The organism is Actinomadura sp. 3N407, assembly GCF_052245875.1.
In the GTDB taxonomy this organism is placed as follows: Bacteria; Actinomycetota; Actinomycetes; order Streptosporangiales; family Streptosporangiaceae; genus Spirillospora.
The window spans coordinates 110,401-126,349 of the sequence record NZ_JBQQBP010000007.1; the positions used below are offsets into that span (position 1 = coordinate 110,401).

Annotated in this window: 18 protein-coding genes; 8 read left to right on the forward strand and 10 right to left on the reverse strand. The window is 72.8% G+C overall.

Annotated elements, in window-relative coordinates:
* Position 1: 1 nt before the first annotated feature.
* The 3 genes from ACTWPP_RS19250 to ACTWPP_RS19260 are packed head-to-tail and all read left to right on the forward strand — an operon-like array spanning position 2 to position 2,525.
* Positions 2-1,018, forward strand: a complete 1,017-nt coding sequence (locus tag ACTWPP_RS19250; RefSeq protein ID WP_443105667.1) for an iron-siderophore ABC transporter substrate-binding protein — start codon at positions 2-4, stop codon at positions 1,016-1,018.
* On the forward strand, positions 1,018-2,328 hold the full coding sequence (locus ACTWPP_RS19255) for a lysine N(6)-hydroxylase/L-ornithine N(5)-oxygenase family protein (RefSeq protein WP_443105668.1): 1,311 nt from the start codon (positions 1,018-1,020) through the stop codon (positions 2,326-2,328). Before ACTWPP_RS19250 ends, ACTWPP_RS19255 begins: the two co-directional genes overlap by 1 nt.
* On the forward strand, positions 2,328-2,525 hold the full coding sequence (locus ACTWPP_RS19260) for an MbtH family protein (RefSeq protein WP_443105977.1): 198 nt from the start codon (positions 2,328-2,330) through the stop codon (positions 2,523-2,525). Before ACTWPP_RS19255 ends, ACTWPP_RS19260 begins: the two co-directional genes overlap by 1 nt.
* A gap of 63 nt (positions 2,526-2,588) precedes the next feature.
* Here ACTWPP_RS19260 and ACTWPP_RS19265 read toward each other — a convergent pair whose 3' ends face one another.
* Positions 2,589-3,458: an alpha/beta hydrolase family esterase gene (locus tag ACTWPP_RS19265; protein ID WP_443105669.1), complete on the reverse strand. Its 870-nt coding sequence runs from the start codon at positions 3,456-3,458 to the stop codon at positions 2,589-2,591.
* Positions 3,459-3,986: 528 nt separating this feature from the next.
* Between ACTWPP_RS19265 and ACTWPP_RS19270 the strand changes: the two genes are divergently transcribed.
* Both ACTWPP_RS19270 and ACTWPP_RS19275 read left to right on the forward strand, forming a co-directional pair.
* Entirely contained in the window at positions 3,987-4,439 is a 453-nt protein-coding gene (locus ACTWPP_RS19270) for a MaoC family dehydratase (protein WP_443105978.1), read from the forward strand.
* A 142-nt stretch (positions 4,440-4,581) separates the two neighbouring features.
* Complete coding sequence (locus tag ACTWPP_RS19275) at positions 4,582-6,243, forward strand: long-chain fatty acid--CoA ligase (protein WP_443105670.1); 1,662 nt, start codon at positions 4,582-4,584, stop codon at positions 6,241-6,243.
* Here the strand turns inward: ACTWPP_RS19275 and ACTWPP_RS19280 are convergent.
* From ACTWPP_RS19280 to pfkB, 9 genes are all read right to left on the reverse strand, one after another.
* Positions 6,240-6,842: a TetR/AcrR family transcriptional regulator gene (locus tag ACTWPP_RS19280; RefSeq protein WP_443105671.1), complete on the reverse strand. Its 603-nt coding sequence runs from the start codon at positions 6,840-6,842 to the stop codon at positions 6,240-6,242. The genes ACTWPP_RS19275 and ACTWPP_RS19280 overlap by 4 nt on opposite strands.
* Positions 6,843-6,958: 116 nt before the next feature.
* On the reverse strand, positions 6,959-7,720 hold the full coding sequence (locus ACTWPP_RS19285) for a DeoR/GlpR family DNA-binding transcription regulator (RefSeq protein WP_443105979.1): 762 nt from the start codon (positions 7,718-7,720) through the stop codon (positions 6,959-6,961).
* A gap of 10 nt (positions 7,721-7,730) precedes the next feature.
* On the reverse strand, positions 7,731-7,988 hold the full coding sequence (locus ACTWPP_RS19290; protein ID WP_443105672.1) for a hypothetical protein: 258 nt from the start codon (positions 7,986-7,988) through the stop codon (positions 7,731-7,733).
* Positions 7,981-8,265, reverse strand: coding sequence for an HPr family phosphocarrier protein (locus ACTWPP_RS19295; RefSeq protein ID WP_443105673.1), 285 nt, complete (start codon positions 8,263-8,265; stop codon positions 7,981-7,983). The genes ACTWPP_RS19290 and ACTWPP_RS19295 overlap by 8 nt, the downstream gene beginning before the upstream one ends.
* A gap of 33 nt (positions 8,266-8,298) precedes the next feature.
* Positions 8,299-9,339 carry a zinc-dependent dehydrogenase gene (locus ACTWPP_RS19300; RefSeq protein ID WP_443105674.1) on the reverse strand — a complete coding sequence of 347 codons (1,041 nt, stop codon included), beginning with the start codon at positions 9,337-9,339 and terminating at the stop codon, positions 8,299-8,301.
* Complete coding sequence (locus tag ACTWPP_RS19305; protein ID WP_443105675.1) at positions 9,336-9,833, reverse strand: PTS sugar transporter subunit IIA; 498 nt, start codon at positions 9,831-9,833, stop codon at positions 9,336-9,338. The genes ACTWPP_RS19300 and ACTWPP_RS19305 overlap by 4 nt, the downstream gene beginning before the upstream one ends.
* Positions 9,817-10,116, reverse strand: coding sequence for a PTS lactose transporter subunit IIB (locus ACTWPP_RS19310; protein WP_443105676.1), 300 nt, complete (start codon positions 10,114-10,116; stop codon positions 9,817-9,819). Before ACTWPP_RS19310 ends, ACTWPP_RS19305 begins: the two co-directional genes overlap by 17 nt.
* A 50-nt stretch (positions 10,117-10,166) precedes the next feature.
* Positions 10,167-11,339 carry a mannitol-specific PTS transporter subunit IIC gene (gene mtlA / locus ACTWPP_RS19315; protein WP_443105677.1) on the reverse strand — a complete coding sequence of 391 codons (1,173 nt, stop codon included), beginning with the start codon at positions 11,337-11,339 and terminating at the stop codon, positions 10,167-10,169.
* A gap of 54 nt (positions 11,340-11,393) precedes the next feature.
* Entirely contained in the window at positions 11,394-12,320 is a 927-nt protein-coding gene (gene pfkB, locus ACTWPP_RS19320; RefSeq protein ID WP_443105678.1) for a 1-phosphofructokinase, read from the reverse strand.
* 335 nt (positions 12,321-12,655) lie between these two features.
* On the opposite strand from pfkB, the gene ACTWPP_RS19325 reads away from it, so the two are divergent.
* From ACTWPP_RS19325 to ligA, 3 genes are all read left to right on the forward strand, one after another.
* Complete coding sequence (locus tag ACTWPP_RS19325; RefSeq protein ID WP_443105679.1) at positions 12,656-12,889, forward strand: hypothetical protein; 234 nt, start codon at positions 12,656-12,658, stop codon at positions 12,887-12,889.
* Positions 12,889-13,791 (forward strand): DMT family transporter, encoded by a 903-nt coding sequence (locus ACTWPP_RS19330; protein ID WP_443105680.1) that lies wholly within the window; start codon positions 12,889-12,891, stop codon positions 13,789-13,791. Before ACTWPP_RS19325 ends, ACTWPP_RS19330 begins: the two co-directional genes overlap by 1 nt.
* 67 nt (positions 13,792-13,858) lie before the next feature.
* A complete protein-coding gene (ligA, locus tag ACTWPP_RS19335; protein WP_443105681.1) occupies positions 13,859-15,943 on the forward strand; it encodes an NAD-dependent DNA ligase LigA in 2,085 nt (694 codons plus the stop codon).
* Positions 15,944-15,949 lie beyond the last annotated feature (6 nt).

Sequence of the window (15,949 nt, forward strand, 5' to 3'; positions counted from 1 at the left end):
TATGCGCACCATGATGCGGCGTGTGGCCGTCACGGCGGCACTCGTCCTGAGCCTGGGCATGGTCGCCGCCTGCGGCGACGACGAACCCGCGGGCGGCGCCTCCGGCGGCGGGTCCGCCGGGGCGTTCCCCGTCACGATCACCCACAAGCTCGGCACCGCCACGATCGAGTCCCAGCCGAAGCGGATCGTCGCGCTCGGCGAGGTCGACCAGGACGCGCTGCTCGCCCTCGGTGTCACGCCCGTCGGCATGGCGGAGCTGACCGGCGTCCAGCCAGACGGCCTCGCCCCCTGGAGCGCGCCCAAGATCACCGGTGAGAAGCCCAAGCTGCTCAAGGCCGGCGAGGCCGGGTTCAACCTGGAGGAGATCGCCGCCCTGCGCCCCGACCTCATCCTCGCCGCCGGCGACTTCTACATCGACAAGGAGTACGAGAAGCTCTCCAAGCTCGCCCCGACCGTCGCGTACCAGACCGGCCCCGCCGAGGACGCCTGGCAGCAGATCACCCTGCAGGCCGCCACGGCCATCGGCCGCCCCGAGGACGGAAAGGCCCTGGTCGGCAAGGTGGACGGCCAGATCGCCCAGGTGAAAGAGAAGCACCCCGAGCTGAAGGGCAGGACGTTCGCGTTCACCAGCGTCTTCCCGAACGGGAACATCGGCGTGATGAAGTCCGAGGGGGACACCAGCGTCAAGCTGCTCAGCCAGTTCGGCATGGTGCTGCCCGAGTCGCTGAAGAAGCTTCCGGGTGAGGGCTTCGCCGCCGAGCTCAGCATGGAGAAGGTCTCGGTGCTGGACGTGGACGTGCTCATCAGCCACTACAACAACGACCCGGCCACGCAGAAGAAGGTCGAGGGCAACAAGCTGTTCTCCGGCCTCGCCGCCGTCGAGCGCGGCTCCTACGTGCCGGTCGACCTGAAGGCGTTCTGGCCGCTGCGCACCCCCACCCCCCTGGCGGTCCCCTACGTCATCGACCAGGTCGTCCCGAAGATCGCCGAGGCCGCGGCCAAGGCCAAGTCCGCCTGATGCCGGAGGTGCGCGTGCAGACCCCCGTCCATGACGTGGTGGGCATCGGGTTCGGCCCGTCCAACCTCGCCCTCGCCGTCGCGCTCGACGAAGAGCACGGCGCGGGGCGCGGACCGGGCGCGGACGCGGTGTTCTTCGAGAGGCAGCCGGAGTTCGGCTGGCACCGGGGCATGCTGATCGACGGCGCCACCATGCAGGTCCACTTCCTCAAGGACCTGGTGACACTGCGCAACCCCGCGAGCCGGTACTCGTTCCTGTCCTACCTGCACGCCAGGGGCCGGCTGGTCGACTTCGTCAACCACAAGACGATGTTCCCCACCCGGATCGAGTTCCACGACTACCTCGAATGGACCGCCGCCGCGTTCGCCGACCGCGTCCGGTACCGGTCCGAGGTGGTCGCGCTGCGGCCGCACGACGACGAGACCCTCGAAGTCGTCGTGCGCCGCGACGACGAACTGGAGACGCACCTGACCCGCAACGTGGTCGTCGGCGCCGGGCTCGAACCCGTCCTGCCCGAGGGCGTCCGTCCGGGCGAGCGGATCTGGCACACCGAGGACCTCCTCACCCGGCTGGGCGAACGGCCGGGCTGGACCCCGAAGCGGCTCGTGGTCGTGGGGGCGGGGCAGAGCGCCGCCGAGGCCGTCGAGTATCTGCACCGCACCTTCACCGAGGCCGAGATCTGCGCGGTCTTCTCCCGGTACGGGTACTCGCCCGCCGACGACAGCGCGTTCGCCAACCGCATCTTCGACCCGGAGGCCGTCGACCACTACTACGCGGCCTCCGGCGACGTGAAGCAGATGCTGTTCGAGTACTCGCGCAACACCAACTACTCGGTGGTGGACCTCGACCTCATCGACGAGCTCTACCGGCGCTCCTACGCCGAGAAGGTGGCGGGCGCCGAACGGCTCCGCATCCTCAACGTCTCCCGCGTCATGGACGTCCAGGACGACGCCGGGGGTCTGCGGGTGCGGGTGGGGTTCCTGCCCACCGGCGAGGCGGCGGACCTGGACGCCGACGCCCTCGTCTACGCCACCGGCTACCGCGAACGCGATCCGTTCGACCTGCTCGGCGAGGCGGGCGCGCACTGCCTGGCCGGGCCGGACGGACGCCCGGTGATGGAACGCGACTACCGCATCGCCACCGAGCCCGGCCGGGAGTGGGGCGTCTACCTCCAGGGCGCCACCGAGCACAGCCACGGCATCGCGTCGTCGCTGCTGTCCATGACCGCCGTGCGCACCGGGGAGATCGTTCGCTCCATCGCCCGCCGCTCCGCCCGCGTCGCCTCCGGCGTCCTTCAGAAAGGGGCATGATGACCAACCCGTTCGACGACGCCGACGGGACGTTCCTGGTCCTCGTCAACGACGAGGGCCAGCACTCCCTGTGGCCGGCGTTCGCCGACGTCCCGCCGGGCTGGACGACGGCGTTCGGCCCCGCGTCCCGGCCCGACTGCCTGGACCACATCACGCGGAACTGGACGGACCTGCGTCCCCGGAGCCTGACGGCCTGACGCGTGACGGCCTGACGTGCGGCGGCCCGACGCGTGGCGGGCGGCGTGCCGCCGCGCCGCCCGTCAGGTCCCCTTCGGCAGCGAGGGGCGCGCGGTGAAGAACTCCGCTATCAGCTCGCTGGCGTAGCCGGGCCATTCGTGACCGCCCTGCTGTTCCGTGCAGAGCGCGACGAGCAGAGGCCCCGGGCCGGTGCCGACGCAGCCGTCCGGTCCGCCGGGCACCGGCCACGACAGCGCGGGCAGCTTGTTCATCCACCGCCAGAACTCCATGGTGACCTGGACGGAGAAGAACGGGAAGTCGACGTCCGCGTCCATGTTCCCGCCGCCGTGGTAGGGGACGGACGGATCCCATGTGCCGTGGAACGCCAGGACGGACGTGGGATGTCCGGGCGTGCAGCCGATGGCGAGCGCGCCCGACACCACGGCGATCCCGGCGACCTTCGCCGAGCGCTCGCACGCGTACCGGTAGGCCATGCCGCCGCCGTTGGAGAAGCCGGTCACGAAGACCCGGCGCGGATCGGCGATGCCCTGCTCCACCAGCGTGCCGATCAGCTTGTCGAGGAACGCGACGTCGTCGACGCCCGCCCAGCGGGCGAACCAGCAGCACGCTCCCGCGTTCCATGTGCCGAGGAGGCCCTCGGGGTAGGCGACGACGTAGCCGGCGTCGTCGGCGACCTCGTCGAGCCCGCTCTGCTCGCGGACGTATTCGGGATCGTTCAGGCCGCCGTGCAGCGCCACGATGAGCGGCAGCGGCCGGCCGGGCCGGTGTTCCGGCGGGACGTGCAGGAGGTAGGGGCGATCCCAGTCGCCCATGGTGATGGTGTGCTCGGAGGTTCCTGGGGCGTCGTCGGACGCCCCGGCGGGCAGGGGGTGGGCGATGAGCGTCGCGAGGAGGGTCACGACGACCATCGCCGCCCGCGCGGCGATCTTCATAGCGCAGATCCAACGCCCGGGGCCGCCTCCCGGCAATACGTCCGGGCGCGAAAAGATCGGCGCGTTTTGGTGGCCGGACGCACACCGGGTGAACGTTCTGCGAATCTTGTCCAGGTCCGCCCCGCTCTATGTCCGTATCGACGCGCCCGGGGGTTCGGCCGAGACGCTGGACCCGGAAACCGGAGTCGGCGCATATGCCCTGGTGGACCATGTGTACTCACTGGTAACGGTCGGGTGGGTGACACATCACGGCGTGTAGGCGCTGTACATGGTGAGAGCCGGATCGCGATGGTGCCGACGGGCCGTGTGCAGGAGGGGGGCCCGCGCGTCAGCCGTACGCGCCGGCGACCTGCCGGCGGGCTGGACGGTCCCGCGGTGCCGGGGCGGACGCCGCGGGGCCGTCCCGCTCGCCGGCCGGGATCGCTCCCGGCCCACGAGCAGCTTCATCCCGGGCATTGCATACCAACTGGTCGGTATGTTGTCATCGTGCCGTTCACGGAAAAGTCGTCGTACGGAGGTCACGACCGCATGCGGACGTTCAGCGGAGTCGACGAGTTCGAGAAGGCCGTCGGAAGCCACCTCGGCCACAGCGAGTGGCACACGATCACGCAGGAGCAGGTCGGCCTGTTCGCCGACGCGACCGGCGACCATCAGTGGATCCACGTCGACCCGGAACGGGCGGCGAGCGGCCCGTTCGGCGGGACGATCGCGCACGGCTACCTCACCCTGTCGCTGCTGCCCATGCTCGCCGCGGAGATCTACCGGGTCGAGGGCCTGAAGATGGGCGTGAACTACGGCGCCGACAAGGTGCGGTTCCCGGCGCCGGTGCCGGTGGGCTCGCGGATCCGCGCCGGAGCCGAACTGCTGTCGCTGGAACGCGGCCCCTCCGGCGCGCGGGCCGCGGTGCGCGTCACGATCGAACGCGAGGGCGGCGACAAGCCGGTCTGCGTCGCCGAGACCCTCTCCGTCCTCGTCGGCTGACCGGCGGACCGGCGGACGGAGACTGTTGACCCGCACATTGACGGGTGCGCGGCGTTGAAATTAGTGTGAACCGACCGGTCGGTATGTGCGATTGCCAATGCCGCCGGTCTTTCCCCCGGCGCGGTCTTCTCGGAGAATTGCCATGATCCCCAGCACGATGCAGGACTTCCCGCTGTCGGTCGCCGCGATCCTGCGGCACGGCGCGCGTGTGTACGGCCGCAGCGAATGCGTGACCTGGACGGGCGGCGGGACACCGAGGCGGGCCACGTTCGCGCGGATCGCCGAGAACGCCGAGCGCCTCGCGTCCGCGCTGGCCAGGCTCGGCGTCCGGCGCGGCGACCGGGTGGCGACCTTCTGCTGGAACGGCCAGGAGCACCTGGAGGCGTACTTCGCTGTGCCGGCCATGGGCGCGGTGCTGCACACGCTGAACATCCGGCTGTTCCCCGAGCAGCTCTCGCACATCATCAACCACGCCGACGACCAGGTCGTCATCGTCGACGACTCCCTCGTCCCGCTGCTGGCCGGGGTCGTGCACGAACTGCCCGCCGTCGAGGCGTTCGTGGTCGTCGGCGACGGCGACGCCGCACCGCTGCGCGACAACGGCAACGGCGCCCCCGTCCTGCGCTACCACGAACTGCTCGCCGCGGAGGAGCCCGGCTACGACTGGCCCGAGGTGGACGAGCGGGCCGCCGCGTCGATGTGCTACACCAGCGGCACCACGGGCGACCCCAAGGGCGTCGTGTACTCCCACCGCTCGACGTTCCTGCACGCGATGGCCGTGCAGTCGGCGTCGCTGATCGGCATCACCGAGGCGGACCGGGTGCTGACCATCGTCCCCATGTTCCACGTCAACGCCTGGGGCCTGCCGTACGGGGCCTTCCTGTCGGGCGCGACGCTGCACATGCCCGGCCCGTTCATGCAGCCGGAGCACCTCACGGCGTTCATCGCCGAAGAACGCAGCACGCTGGCGTCCGCCGTCCCCACCATCTGGAACGCGATCCTCGCCTACGGGGAGCGGCACGAACTCGACCTCTCCTCCCTCCGGGCGGGCACCTCGGGCGGCGCCGCCGCACCACGCGTCCTTCTCGAGCGGTTCGAGGAGCGCTACGGGCTGCGCATCGTCCAGGGCTGGGGGATGACGGAGACCAGCCCGCTCGGCGGCATGGCGTTCCCGCCGCCGGGCGTCGCGCCCGGCACCGCGGAGGACCTGGACTGGCGGCTGAAGTCCGGCCGTGTCGCCGCCGGCGTCGAGATGCGCATCGTGGACGAGTCGGGCGCGGAACTCCCGTGGGACGGCCGGGCCGTCGGCGAGATCGAGGTCCGCGGCCCGTGGATCACCGGCGCCTACCACCGGGACCCCGCTCCGGACAAGTTCGACGGCGGCTGGCTGCGCACCGGCGACATCGGCACCATCGACGACCGCGGCTTCTTCCAGATCACCGACCGCGCGAAGGACGTCATCAAGTCGGGCGGCGAATGGATCTCCTCGGTCGAGCTGGAGAACCACCTCATGGCGCATCCGGCGGTGGCGGAGGCGGCCGTCATCGGCATTCCCGACGCACGGTGGGACGAGCGTCCGCTGGCCTGCGTCGTCCTCCGCCCGGACGCCGACGCCACGGCCGCCGGCCTCGCGTCCTTCCTCGCCGGCAAGGTGGCGCGCTGGCAGGTCCCCGAGTACTGGACGTTCCTGGACGAGATCCCGAAGACCACCGTCGGCAAGTTCGACAAGAAGCCCCTCCGCGCCCGCCACCGGGACGCCGCCCTCAAGGTCGAGCACGTGGAGAAGGCGAGCCCGGCCCGCTAGGTCTTCAGCCCGTTCAGGAAGAGGTCCACGTAGTGCTCGCTGATGGCGGCCGGTTCCAGGCGGCCGCCGGGGCGGTACCAGGTGCCGATCTGGTGGACGGTGCCGAAGAAGAAGTGGACGGCGATGTCGGCGGGGGCGCGGTCGCGGAACGCGCCTTCGCGCTGGCCTTCCTCGACCAGGCCGCGGAAGCGTTCGTGGTAGCGGCGGCGCTCGGCGCGGACGGCCTCGCGGCGGTCGCGGGGAAGCAGATGGGTGGAGCGGAAGAAGACGGTGAAGTCGTCCAGGTAGCGGAACGAGGTGTCGAGGACGTCGACGGCGGCGGCGCGGAGCCGTTCCTCGGCGCCGCCCGGGCCGTCCGCGATCTGCTCCAGGCATGACATCTGCAGGCCGATGAGCCGGTGGTAGATCTCGTAGAGAAGGTCGTCCTTCGAGCCGAAGTAGTGGTACATGGCGCCTTTGGTGACGCCGGCGGCGTTGACGATCTCCTGGACGGAGGTGTTCTCGAAGCCCTTGTCGGCGAACATGCGCGTCGCGACGGCCAGCAGCCGGTCGGGGAGGGAGAGGGGGCCGGCCGCCCGGCCCGCGGGCGCCTGCGTCATCGCTCCACCTCCGTCCGGGATCGGCCGGAGTGTCCCGCCGCCCCGGCGCGGCGCCCGTCAGCCTACCGGGCCGGGCGCCGACCCGACGAAGCCGACCCGACGAAGCCGCGCCGCCGTCAGGCGCGGACGATCTCGGGGCCCTCGGCGGCGAGGTCGGCGGCGAGATCGGTGTCCAGGCCGGTGTCGGTGATGAGCACGTCGATGTCGGACAGGCCGCCGAACCGCACCAGATGGTCGTGCCCGATCTTGGTGCGGTCGGTGAGCAGCACCCGCCGCCGCGACGAGGCGATCATCGCCCGCTTCACCGCGGCCTCGGCCTGGTCGGAGGTGGTCAGCCCGCGCTCGACCGAGCAGCCGTTGGTCGCCATGAACGCCACGTCCACCCACAGGTCGGCCAGCGGGCGCAGCACCCAGTCGTCCACGGTGGCCAGGGTCCGGCCGCGCACCCGCCCGCCCAGGATGATCACGGTCAGGTTGGGGCGGGTGGCCAGCACCGAGGCGTGCGGCGGCGAGTTCACGATCACGGTCAGCTCGCGGTCGGACGGCAGCAGCTGGACGAACCGGGCGGTGGTCGTCCCGGCGTCCACGATGATCGAGCCGTCGGCGGGCAGCTCCTCCAGCGCCGCCTTGGCGATGCGCTGCTTCTCCTCGGTCATCACCGCGTCCCGCGCCGCCAGCTCGGGCTCGAAGCCGAGCCGCTCGACCGGCATCGCGCCGCCGTGAACGCGGCGGATCGTCCCGGCCCGTTCGAGGACGGTCAGGTCGCGGCGGATCGTCTCGGTGGTGACCGAGAACTCCTCGGCCAGCGCGACGACGTCCACCCGGCCCTTCGAGCGCGCCAGCGCGAGGATCGCCTGCTGTCGTTCTTCGGCGTACATGACCGTCGTCTCACCCGTCCCGCGTCCGCTCCGGTTCATCCCCATTGTGGTGCGTGCGGGCGAGGGCGCGGGCCTCCGCCGGGCCATCGGCGGCCGGCCCGCGTTCGGCCAGGTCCGCGCACGCGGCGCCGATGTTCACCATCAGGTCGACCGGGCGCCCGCCGGCGGTGCGGCCGGGCGCCGCGGGCACCGCCGCCTCGGCCGGGCCCGCCGCCGTGCCCGGGCTGACGCCGAGGCCGCGCAGCTCGGATACGGGCGGGTCAGACATGGTCGGGTTCCTCGGCGTCCAGGTCGCCGGCGAGCAGCTCGGCCAGCTCGTCCAGCGCGGCGGCCGCCCCGTCGCCGTCGGCGGACAGGATCACCTCCGTGCCCTGGGCCGCGCCGAGGGACAGCACGCCGAGGATGCTGCTCGCCGGGACCGCGGCGCGGTCACCGACCCGGATGGACACCGGGACGGGCTGCCGCGCGGCCATGTGCACGAAGATCTTCGCGGGGCGGGCGTGCAGCCCCTGCGCCGAGCCGATGATGACGGTGCGTTCGGGCACGGCTGCCTCCTTCGAATCAGGGTTCGGCTCGGGTCAGGGTTCGATCGTGACCTTGATCGCCGCGCCCCGGGTGACGAGGTCGAGGGCGGCGTGCAGGTCGTCCAGGGGAAGGCGGTGGGTGATGAGGTCCTCGACGGGCACCCGCCCGGAGCCGATCAGGTCCAGCGCGCGGGCGTTGTGGGCGGGGCTGGACCCGTTCGCGCCGACCAGGGACAGCTCCCGGTAGTGCACGCGGTTGGCGTCGACGGAGATGACCGGGTCGTCCTTGGGCAGCCCGCCGAACAGGCTGACCCTGCCGCCGGGCGCGACGAGCCGCTGCGCCTGTTCCTGCGCGGCGCCCGACGCGGCCGCGGTGATCGCGACGTCGGCGCCGCGGCCGCCGGTGCGCTGGAGGATCTCCTCGACGACGTCGGTGACGCTCGCGTCGATCGCGGCGTCCGGCTTCACGATCGCCGCCGCCTGGCCGAGCCGCTCGGCGTTGACCTCCACGAGGAACACGCGGGCGGCGCCGCGTGCGCGGGCGACCCGCACATGCAGGCAGCCCACCGGCCCGGAGCCGAACACCACGACGTCGTCGCCCTCGCCGACGCCCGCCAGCTCCTGGCCGTTCAGGACGCAGGCGAGCGGCTCGGCCACCGACGCCTCGGCGAACGAGACGCCGTCCGGGATCCGGTTCACCCCCTCCACCGCCAGCACCTTCGCCGGGACGATCATGTATTCGGCGAACGCGCCGTCGTAGTGGTATCCCATCGACTCCTGAGCGGTGCAGACCGTCATCCGGCCGCGGCGGCACTCGGCGCACTTCCCGTCCGGGATGGCGGCGATGACCTGGACGCGGTCGCCCGCCGTCCAGTCCCCGGCGCCCGCGCCGGCCTCGGTGACCTCGCCGGCGATCTCGTGACCCATCACGCGCGGCGGGACGATGTGGTGGTGCCCGAACCTGGAGATCTTGACGTCGGTGCCGCACGTCGAGCAGTTGCGGACGCGGATCTTCAGCTCGCCGGGGCCGGGCGCCGGCTCCGGAGCGTCCTCCAGGCGGATGTCGCCGGGTGCGTAGAAACGGGCGACCTTCATACGGAGTGTCCCTGTCCTGTCTGTAGCGGATCTGTCGGTTCTTCGGTCTGCGGGTCGAGGAGGGCGAGGATCCGGTGCGGATCGGCGGCCTCGCGCAGCTCGCGGGCCTTGTCCGGGTCCATGAGCGTCTGGGCCAGCTCGGCGAGGATCTCCATGTGCCCGTCGCCGCGCGCCGCGATCGCGATGCAGACGGTGACGGGGCTGCCGTTCCAGTCCGTCCCCTCGGGGAACCTGACGAAGGCGAGCGCGTCCCGGTGGATGAGGTCGCGGCCCTCGGACGTGCCGTGCGGGATCGCCACCCCTTCGCCGAGGTAGGTGGAGATCGACCGCTCCCGCTCCAGCATCGCGTCGACGTAGCCGGGTTCGACGGCGCCGACGTCCACCAGCACCTGCCCGCAGACGCGGACGGCGCCGTCGCGGCCGCCGGCCCGGGCGTCCAGCCGGATCGCCTCGGGGGCGAGCAGGCCGGCGGCCCGGTCAGGCACCGATCTCACCGCCGTCCTTGATCGCCTTGACCAGCCGGTCGACGGCGGGGTCGCCGAGGTAGACCTCGAACGCGATCACGGGTGCGTCGCCGGCGCCGCGCCGGGCGCGGCCGGCGAGGCCGGTGTGGCAGACGACCACGTCGGCGTCGCCGGGGATGGAGTCGACGGGCGTGTGCTCGACCGTCACGTCGTTCTTCTTCAGCGCCTTGCGGAGCTGCCCGGCGAGCATGACGCTGCTGCCCATGCCGGCGTCGCAGGCGATGACGAGTTTGCGGATGTCCTTGCCGTTCATCGTGGTGTGCCTTTCGGACGGGTGGTCGGGACGGGTGGTCTGGTGCCCGATCAGTGGGCGCTGGTCTCCTTGGCGGTGCCGCCGGCGGCGTCCTCGCCCTCCGCGGCCTTCTCCTCGCCCTCCGCGCCGGCCTTCTCTTCGGCGTCGTCGCCGTCCTTGGCGGCGGGCTCGGCGAGCTTGCCGAAGCCGAGGAGGGCGGCGCCGACGCCGAAGGACACGGCCGCGGAGGCGAGCATGCCGGTGTAGACGCCGATCCAGTTGCCCACGCCGCGCGGCGTCTGCGCGAGGTAGGCGAAGATGCTGCCGGGCGAGGGGGTCGCGACGAGGCCGGTGCCCGACACCGTGAAGATCGCGACGCCGGTCATGCCGCCCGCGATCGCGGCGAGGATCATCCGCGGCTTCATCAGGATGTAGGGGAAGTAGATCTCGTGGATGCCGCCGAAGAAGTGGATGATCGCGGCGGCCGGGACGCTCGGGCGCAGCCGCCTCGGGCCGAAGAACCAGTAGGCGAGCAGGACGCCGAGGCCGGGCCCGGGGTTGGACTCCAGCATGAACAGCACGGACTTGCCGGTCTCGGCGGCCTGCTGCACGCCGAGCGGGCCGAGCACGCCGTGGTTGATGGCGTTGTTGAGGAAGAGCACCTTCGCGGGCTCGATGAGCAGGGACGTGAGCAGCAGCACGTCGTGGTCGACCAGCCAGCCGACGCCGTCGCCGGCCCACTCGGTGAAGGTGTTCATGACCGGGCCGATGCCGCGGTTGCCCGCGACCGCCATGGCGCCGCCGATGATCCCGGCGGAGAAGTTGTCGACGAGCATCTCGAACCCGGTCCGGACGCGCTCCTGGACGAGGTCGTCGAACAGCTTCAGCAGGTACGCGGTGAGCGGCCCGATGATCATCGCGCCGAGGAACATCGGCACGTCGGAGCCGACGATGATACCGACGGTGGCGACCGCGCCGACGACCGCGCCGCGCTGGCCGTGCACCATCCGGCCGCCGGTGTAGCCGATCAGCAGCGGCAGCAGGAACTTGATCATCGGGTCGACCAGCTCGGCCAGGTCCTCGTTGGGCAGCCAGCCGGTGGGGATGAACAGCGCGGTGATCAGGCCCCAGGCGATGAACGCGCCGATGTTCGGCATGACCATCCCGGCCAGTTTGCCGCCGAACCGCTGGACCTGCGCTCGGAGCCCGCTGCCCGCGGGCTCTGGGGTGTAGTCGGTGGCCATCTCGGGCCTCCTGTCGATCGGGGTGGGTGCTAACAGGGGGGTTGGTGACCGGGGCTAGGTGACGAGGGGCCGGGTGAGGTCCGGCCGGGGATGGATGCGGACGATGTCGCGCCGGACGTCGGCGGCGCCCGGCATCCGGCTGGCGGGCATCCGGACGGCCGCGGCGCCCCAGGCGAGCGCCTCGGTGAGGGCGCCGGGGCCGCGGGCGCCCGCGGCGAGGAACCCGGCGAGCAGGGCGTCGCCGGCGCCGACCGTGCTGCGGGGCCGGGAGACGGGCGCCTCGCCGGTGAGGACGCCGTCGTCGTCGACGAGCACGGCCCCCTCGGCGCCGAGGCTGACCAGGACGGAGCGTGCCCCGCGCGCCCGCAGTTCGCCGGCGGCCTCGACGGCGTCGGCGACGGTGCCGACCGGGCCGCCGACGGCCTCGGCGAGCTCCTCCCGGTTCGGCTTGATCAGGTCGGGCCCGGCGGGGACGGCGGCGCGCAGCGCCGCGCCGCTGGAGTCGACCGCGACGCGGATGCCGTCGGGCCCGAACCTGCGGCACAGCTCGGCGTAGGTGCCGTCCGGGACGCCGGGGGGCAGGCTGCCGCAGCCGACCACCCAGGTCGCGCCGGCGGCCGCGGCCTCCACGACGGCGCCGATCTCGTCCAGTTCGCCGGGCGCCAGCGGGCCGCCGGGCTCGTTCAGCTTGGTGACGACGCCGTCCGGCTCGACGATCGTCACGTTGGACCGGGTGCGGCCCGCGACGCGGACGGCGCGGACCCGCATGCCCTCCGCCTCCAGCAGCCGCCGCAGCTGGTCGCCGTCGTCGCCGCCGACCGCGACGACGGCGGCGGACGCGACGCCGTTGGCCAGCAGCGCCCGGGAGACGTTGACGCCCTTGCCGCCCGGGTCCAGCCGTGCCGACCGCGCCCGGATGACCGCGCCGCGGGTCAGCGCGTCCACCTCGATCGTCCGGTCGAGGCTCGGATTGAGCGTCACCGTGACGATCATGCGTGCGCCGTTCCCCGATGCATGTGGTTTCCCTCCCGTTTATCTTTGTTTCCCTCGTATTTATGCCCGTTTGTCGCCTGAGGTCAAGGGGTTCGAGGGAGTTTTCCCAGGAAAAACCGCGTCGGCCTCCGGCGTCCGTGGTGGCGCATGTGGGAATGCAGGTCTCAGAGGACGTCCGCGGGCCCGGTGCGTGAAGGCGGCCCCTGTGCCCGCCGGTGTCGCGATCGTGCCGCGAAGCCGGTGCCGGCCTTGCGGGAAACAGATCGATCGTGGGGATGATGATCGGGAGGGCGGCGCGTTGTACGAGGACGCGGGAGGGCGTGGTGAGCCGGTCCGAAGCGGTCGCGGCCGGGATGCGGGAGGCGGACTGGGGACGGGTCGCGCCGGCGGTGCCGGCCGTGCACCCGGTGGTCACCCGCCTCTTCACCGGCGCGTTCACCGGCGCGCGAAGGGTCGGTGACACGCACGGGCGGGCTCTGCTCGACCTGGAGCGGTGGGCGTTCCTCGACGCCGAGCGCCCGCCCGCGGGCGGCGGCGCGCGGACCGGAACGCCCTGATGGCGTGGTCGGTCGCGTTCAGCCTGCTCGCCGCGTTCCTGTTCGCCGGGGCCGCCGCCCTGCAGTACCGCGCCGCCAGGCGCGCCGCGCACGGCGGCATGGACGCCACGGCCGCGCACGGGCTGATCCGCAAGCTGCTCCGCGACCCGGTGTGGCTCACCGGATGGGGCGTGAACATGACCGGGTTCTTCACCCAGGCCGCCGCCCTGCACTTCGGCTCGACCGCCATCGTCCAGCCGCTGCTGGTCACCCAGCTCGTCTTCACCATCCTGCTCGGCACCATCGGCACGGGACGCCGCCCCGCCCGGATGGACGTGCTCGGCGGCATCGCCGTCTCGGCGGGCCTCGCCGTCCTGTTCACGGTTCCGGGCGCGATCCCGCCCGCGGGCGAGCCGTCCCGGCCGCGGCTGCTGCTCGCCGGGCTGGTCGCCGCGCCGCTCATCATCGTCCTGTCCCGGGCCGCGTGGCTGCGCAGGGGACCGGTCCGGGCCGCGCTGCTCGGCGTCTGCGCCGGCCTGTGCTTCGCGGCGACCGCGGTGCTGATCAAGCTCACCACCGCGAGCCTCGTCGACCACGGCGTCGCGGCCACCGCCGCGGACTGGCCGGGCTACACCCTGGCGGGCAGCACGCTCCTCGGGCTCGTGCTGGAGCAGCGGGCGTTCGCCGCCGGGTCGCTGCCCGCCGCGATGACCGCGATGACGATGACCAACCCCATCGCCTCGTACATGGTGGCCGTCCTCGCCTTCCACACGCTGCCGCCCCGGACGGCGGCCGCGTTCGCCGCCGTCTCGGTCAGCGCCGTGCTCCTCACCGCCGGGGTGGCCCTGCTGTCGCGCTCCGCGGCCGCCGCCCGGGGCGACGGACCGTCCGACACGCTCCCGTCGGAGAGGACCTCCACCTGATCACCAGGGTGCTCGCGCACCGCCCGGCGCGACCGGAAATGTCGGTGGTACCAGGCAAGATGGCCTCATGACCGAGACACCGGCCCGTACCGACATCGGCGACCAGGGCGCCTACGCCGCCGCCGTCCAGACCGCGGTCTCCGCCTCCGCCGCCTACTACGGCGAGGGCGACTCGCCGCTCGACGACGACGCCTTCGACCGGCTGGTGCGCGGCATCGCCGCCTACGAGGCCGAGCACCCGGAGCACGTGCTGCCCGACTCCCCGACGGGCAAGGTCGCCGGGGGAGCGGTCGCCGGGGACGTCCCGCACACCGTCCCGATGCTGAGCCTCGACAACGTGTTCTCCGCCGAGGGCCTGGAGGCGTGGGCCGCGGGCCTGCTCCGCAGGCTCGGCCGCGAGGTCGCCTCCTGGAGCGTGGAGCCGAAACTGGACGGCCTGGCGATCTCGGCGCGCTACTCGGGCGGGCGTCTGGTCCAGCTGGTGACGCGCGGCGACGGCGCCGCCGGCGAGGACGTCTCCCGCGGCATCGGCATGATCACCGGCCTGCCCGGGCGGCTCGCCGAACCGGTCACCGTCGAGCTGCGCGGCGAGGTGCTGATGACCCGCGCGCAGTTCGAGGACGCCAACACCGCCCGCACGGCCGCCGGGGGAGCGCCCTTCGCCAACCCGCGCAGCGCCGCCGCCGGGTCGCTGCGCACCAAGGACCGCGCCTACCGGGTGGAGATGACGTTCTTCGCCTACGGCGCCCTCCCGCTCGACGGCACCGACGAGGGGACGGCCGCGCGGCTGCGGGAGCTGCCGCACAGCGGGATCATGGAGCTCGTCGCCGGCCTCGGCGCGCACACCACCGCGGCGACGCCGGTGCCCGCGATCACCGCGACCACGATGGAGCGGGTCCGCGAGCGGGTCGAGGAGATCGCGGCGCTGCGCGCCGAGCTGGACTTCGGCATCGACGGCATCGTGATCAAGGCGGACGCCGCGGCCGACCAGGCCGACGCCGGGATCTCCTCCCGCGCGCCCCGCTGGGCCATCGCCTACAAGCTGCCCGCCGTCGAGAAGATCACCCGGCTGCTGGACGTCGAGTGGAACGTCGGCCGCACCGGGGTCATCGCGCCGCGCGCCGTGCTGGAGCCCGTCGAGGTGGACGGCTCGGTCGTCACCTACGCGACCCTGCACAACGCCGCCGACATCGAACGTCGCGGGCTGCGGATCGGCGACCACGTCACCGTCTACAAGGCCGGTGACGTGATCCCCCGCGTGGAGGCCCCGGTGGTGCATCTGCGCACCGGCGAGGAGCGGCCGATCGGCGTGCCGTCGGCGTGCCCCCGCTGCGGCGACGAGATCGACGCGTCCCAGCAGCGCTGGCGGTGCGTGCGCGGCCGGTCCTGCCACGCCGTCGCGTCCGTCCGGTACGCCGTCGGCCGCGACCAGCTCGACATCGAGGGCCTCGGCGAGAACCGCATCGACCAGCTCATCGACGCCGGGCTGATCACCGACTTCGCCGACCTGTTCGTCCTGACCCACGAGCAGGTCATCGCCCTGGACCGGATGGGCGAGACGAGCACCGCCGCGCTCCTCGCCGCGATCGGGGCGGCGAAGGCCAAACCGCTGAACAAGGTGTTCTGCGCGCTCGGCGTGCGCGGCACCGGCCGGTCCATGTCGCGCCGCATCTCCCGCCACTTCGGCGCGATGGACGCGATCCGCGCCGCCGACGCCGAGGCGTTCCAGGAGGTCGAGGGCGTCGGCCCGGAGCGCGCCACGGTGCTGGTCGCCGAGATCGCCGAGCTGGCCCCGCTGATCGACAAGCTCGTCGCCGCGGGCGTGACCATGACCGAGCCGGGCGCCACCGGCCCCGGCGAGCCCGCCCCGGACGCGGAGGCCGGGGAGGCGGGCGCGTCCGGCCTGCCGCTGAGCGGCCTGTCCGTCGTCGCGACCGGAGCGATGTCCGGGCCGCTCGCCGGGCTGTCCCGCAACGAGGTGAACGAGCTGATCGAACGCGCCGGCGGCCGGGCGTCCTCGTCGGTCTCGGCCCGCACGTCCCTCCTCGTCGCCGGGGGCAAGGCGGGCTCCAAGAAGGACAAGGCCGAAAAGCTCGGCGTCGAGATCGTCACGCCCGAGGAGTTCGCCGGCCGCGTCGCCGCGTTCCTGTAAGGGCCG

What these genes read in the sequence shown, in the direction of transcription:
- ACTWPP_RS19265 (WP_443105669.1), bottom strand. Translation starts at nt 3,458, where the DNA reads ATGAAGATCGCCGCGCGGGCGGCGATGGTCGTCGTGACCCTCCTCGCG.
- ACTWPP_RS19260 (WP_443105977.1), top strand. Translation starts at nt 2,328, where the DNA reads ATGACCAACCCGTTCGACGACGCCGACGGGACGTTCCTGGTCCTCGTC.
- ACTWPP_RS19310 (WP_443105676.1), bottom strand. Translation starts at nt 10,116, where the DNA reads ATGAACGGCAAGGACATCCGCAAACTCGTCATCGCCTGCGACGCCGGC.
- ACTWPP_RS19290 (WP_443105672.1), bottom strand. Translation starts at nt 7,988, where the DNA reads ATGTCTGACCCGCCCGTATCCGAGCTGCGCGGCCTCGGCGTCAGCCCG.
- ACTWPP_RS19300 (WP_443105674.1), bottom strand. Translation starts at nt 9,339, where the DNA reads ATGAAGGTCGCCCGTTTCTACGCACCCGGCGACATCCGCCTGGAGGAC.
- ligA (WP_443105681.1), top strand. Translation starts at nt 13,859, where the DNA reads ATGACCGAGACACCGGCCCGTACCGACATCGGCGACCAGGGCGCCTAC.
- ACTWPP_RS19280 (WP_443105671.1), bottom strand. Translation starts at nt 6,842, where the DNA reads ATGACGCAGGCGCCCGCGGGCCGGGCGGCCGGCCCCCTCTCCCTCCCC.
- mtlA (WP_443105677.1), bottom strand. Translation starts at nt 11,339, where the DNA reads ATGGCCACCGACTACACCCCAGAGCCCGCGGGCAGCGGGCTCCGAGCG.
- ACTWPP_RS19270 (WP_443105978.1), top strand. Translation starts at nt 3,987, where the DNA reads ATGCGGACGTTCAGCGGAGTCGACGAGTTCGAGAAGGCCGTCGGAAGC.
- ACTWPP_RS19255 (WP_443105668.1), top strand. Translation starts at nt 1,018, where the DNA reads ATGCCGGAGGTGCGCGTGCAGACCCCCGTCCATGACGTGGTGGGCATC.
- ACTWPP_RS19250 (WP_443105667.1), top strand. Translation starts at nt 2, where the DNA reads ATGCGCACCATGATGCGGCGTGTGGCCGTCACGGCGGCACTCGTCCTG.
- ACTWPP_RS19330 (WP_443105680.1), top strand. Translation starts at nt 12,889, where the DNA reads ATGGCGTGGTCGGTCGCGTTCAGCCTGCTCGCCGCGTTCCTGTTCGCC.
- ACTWPP_RS19275 (WP_443105670.1), top strand. Translation starts at nt 4,582, where the DNA reads ATGATCCCCAGCACGATGCAGGACTTCCCGCTGTCGGTCGCCGCGATC.
- ACTWPP_RS19285 (WP_443105979.1), bottom strand. Translation starts at nt 7,720, where the DNA reads ATGTACGCCGAAGAACGACAGCAGGCGATCCTCGCGCTGGCGCGCTCG.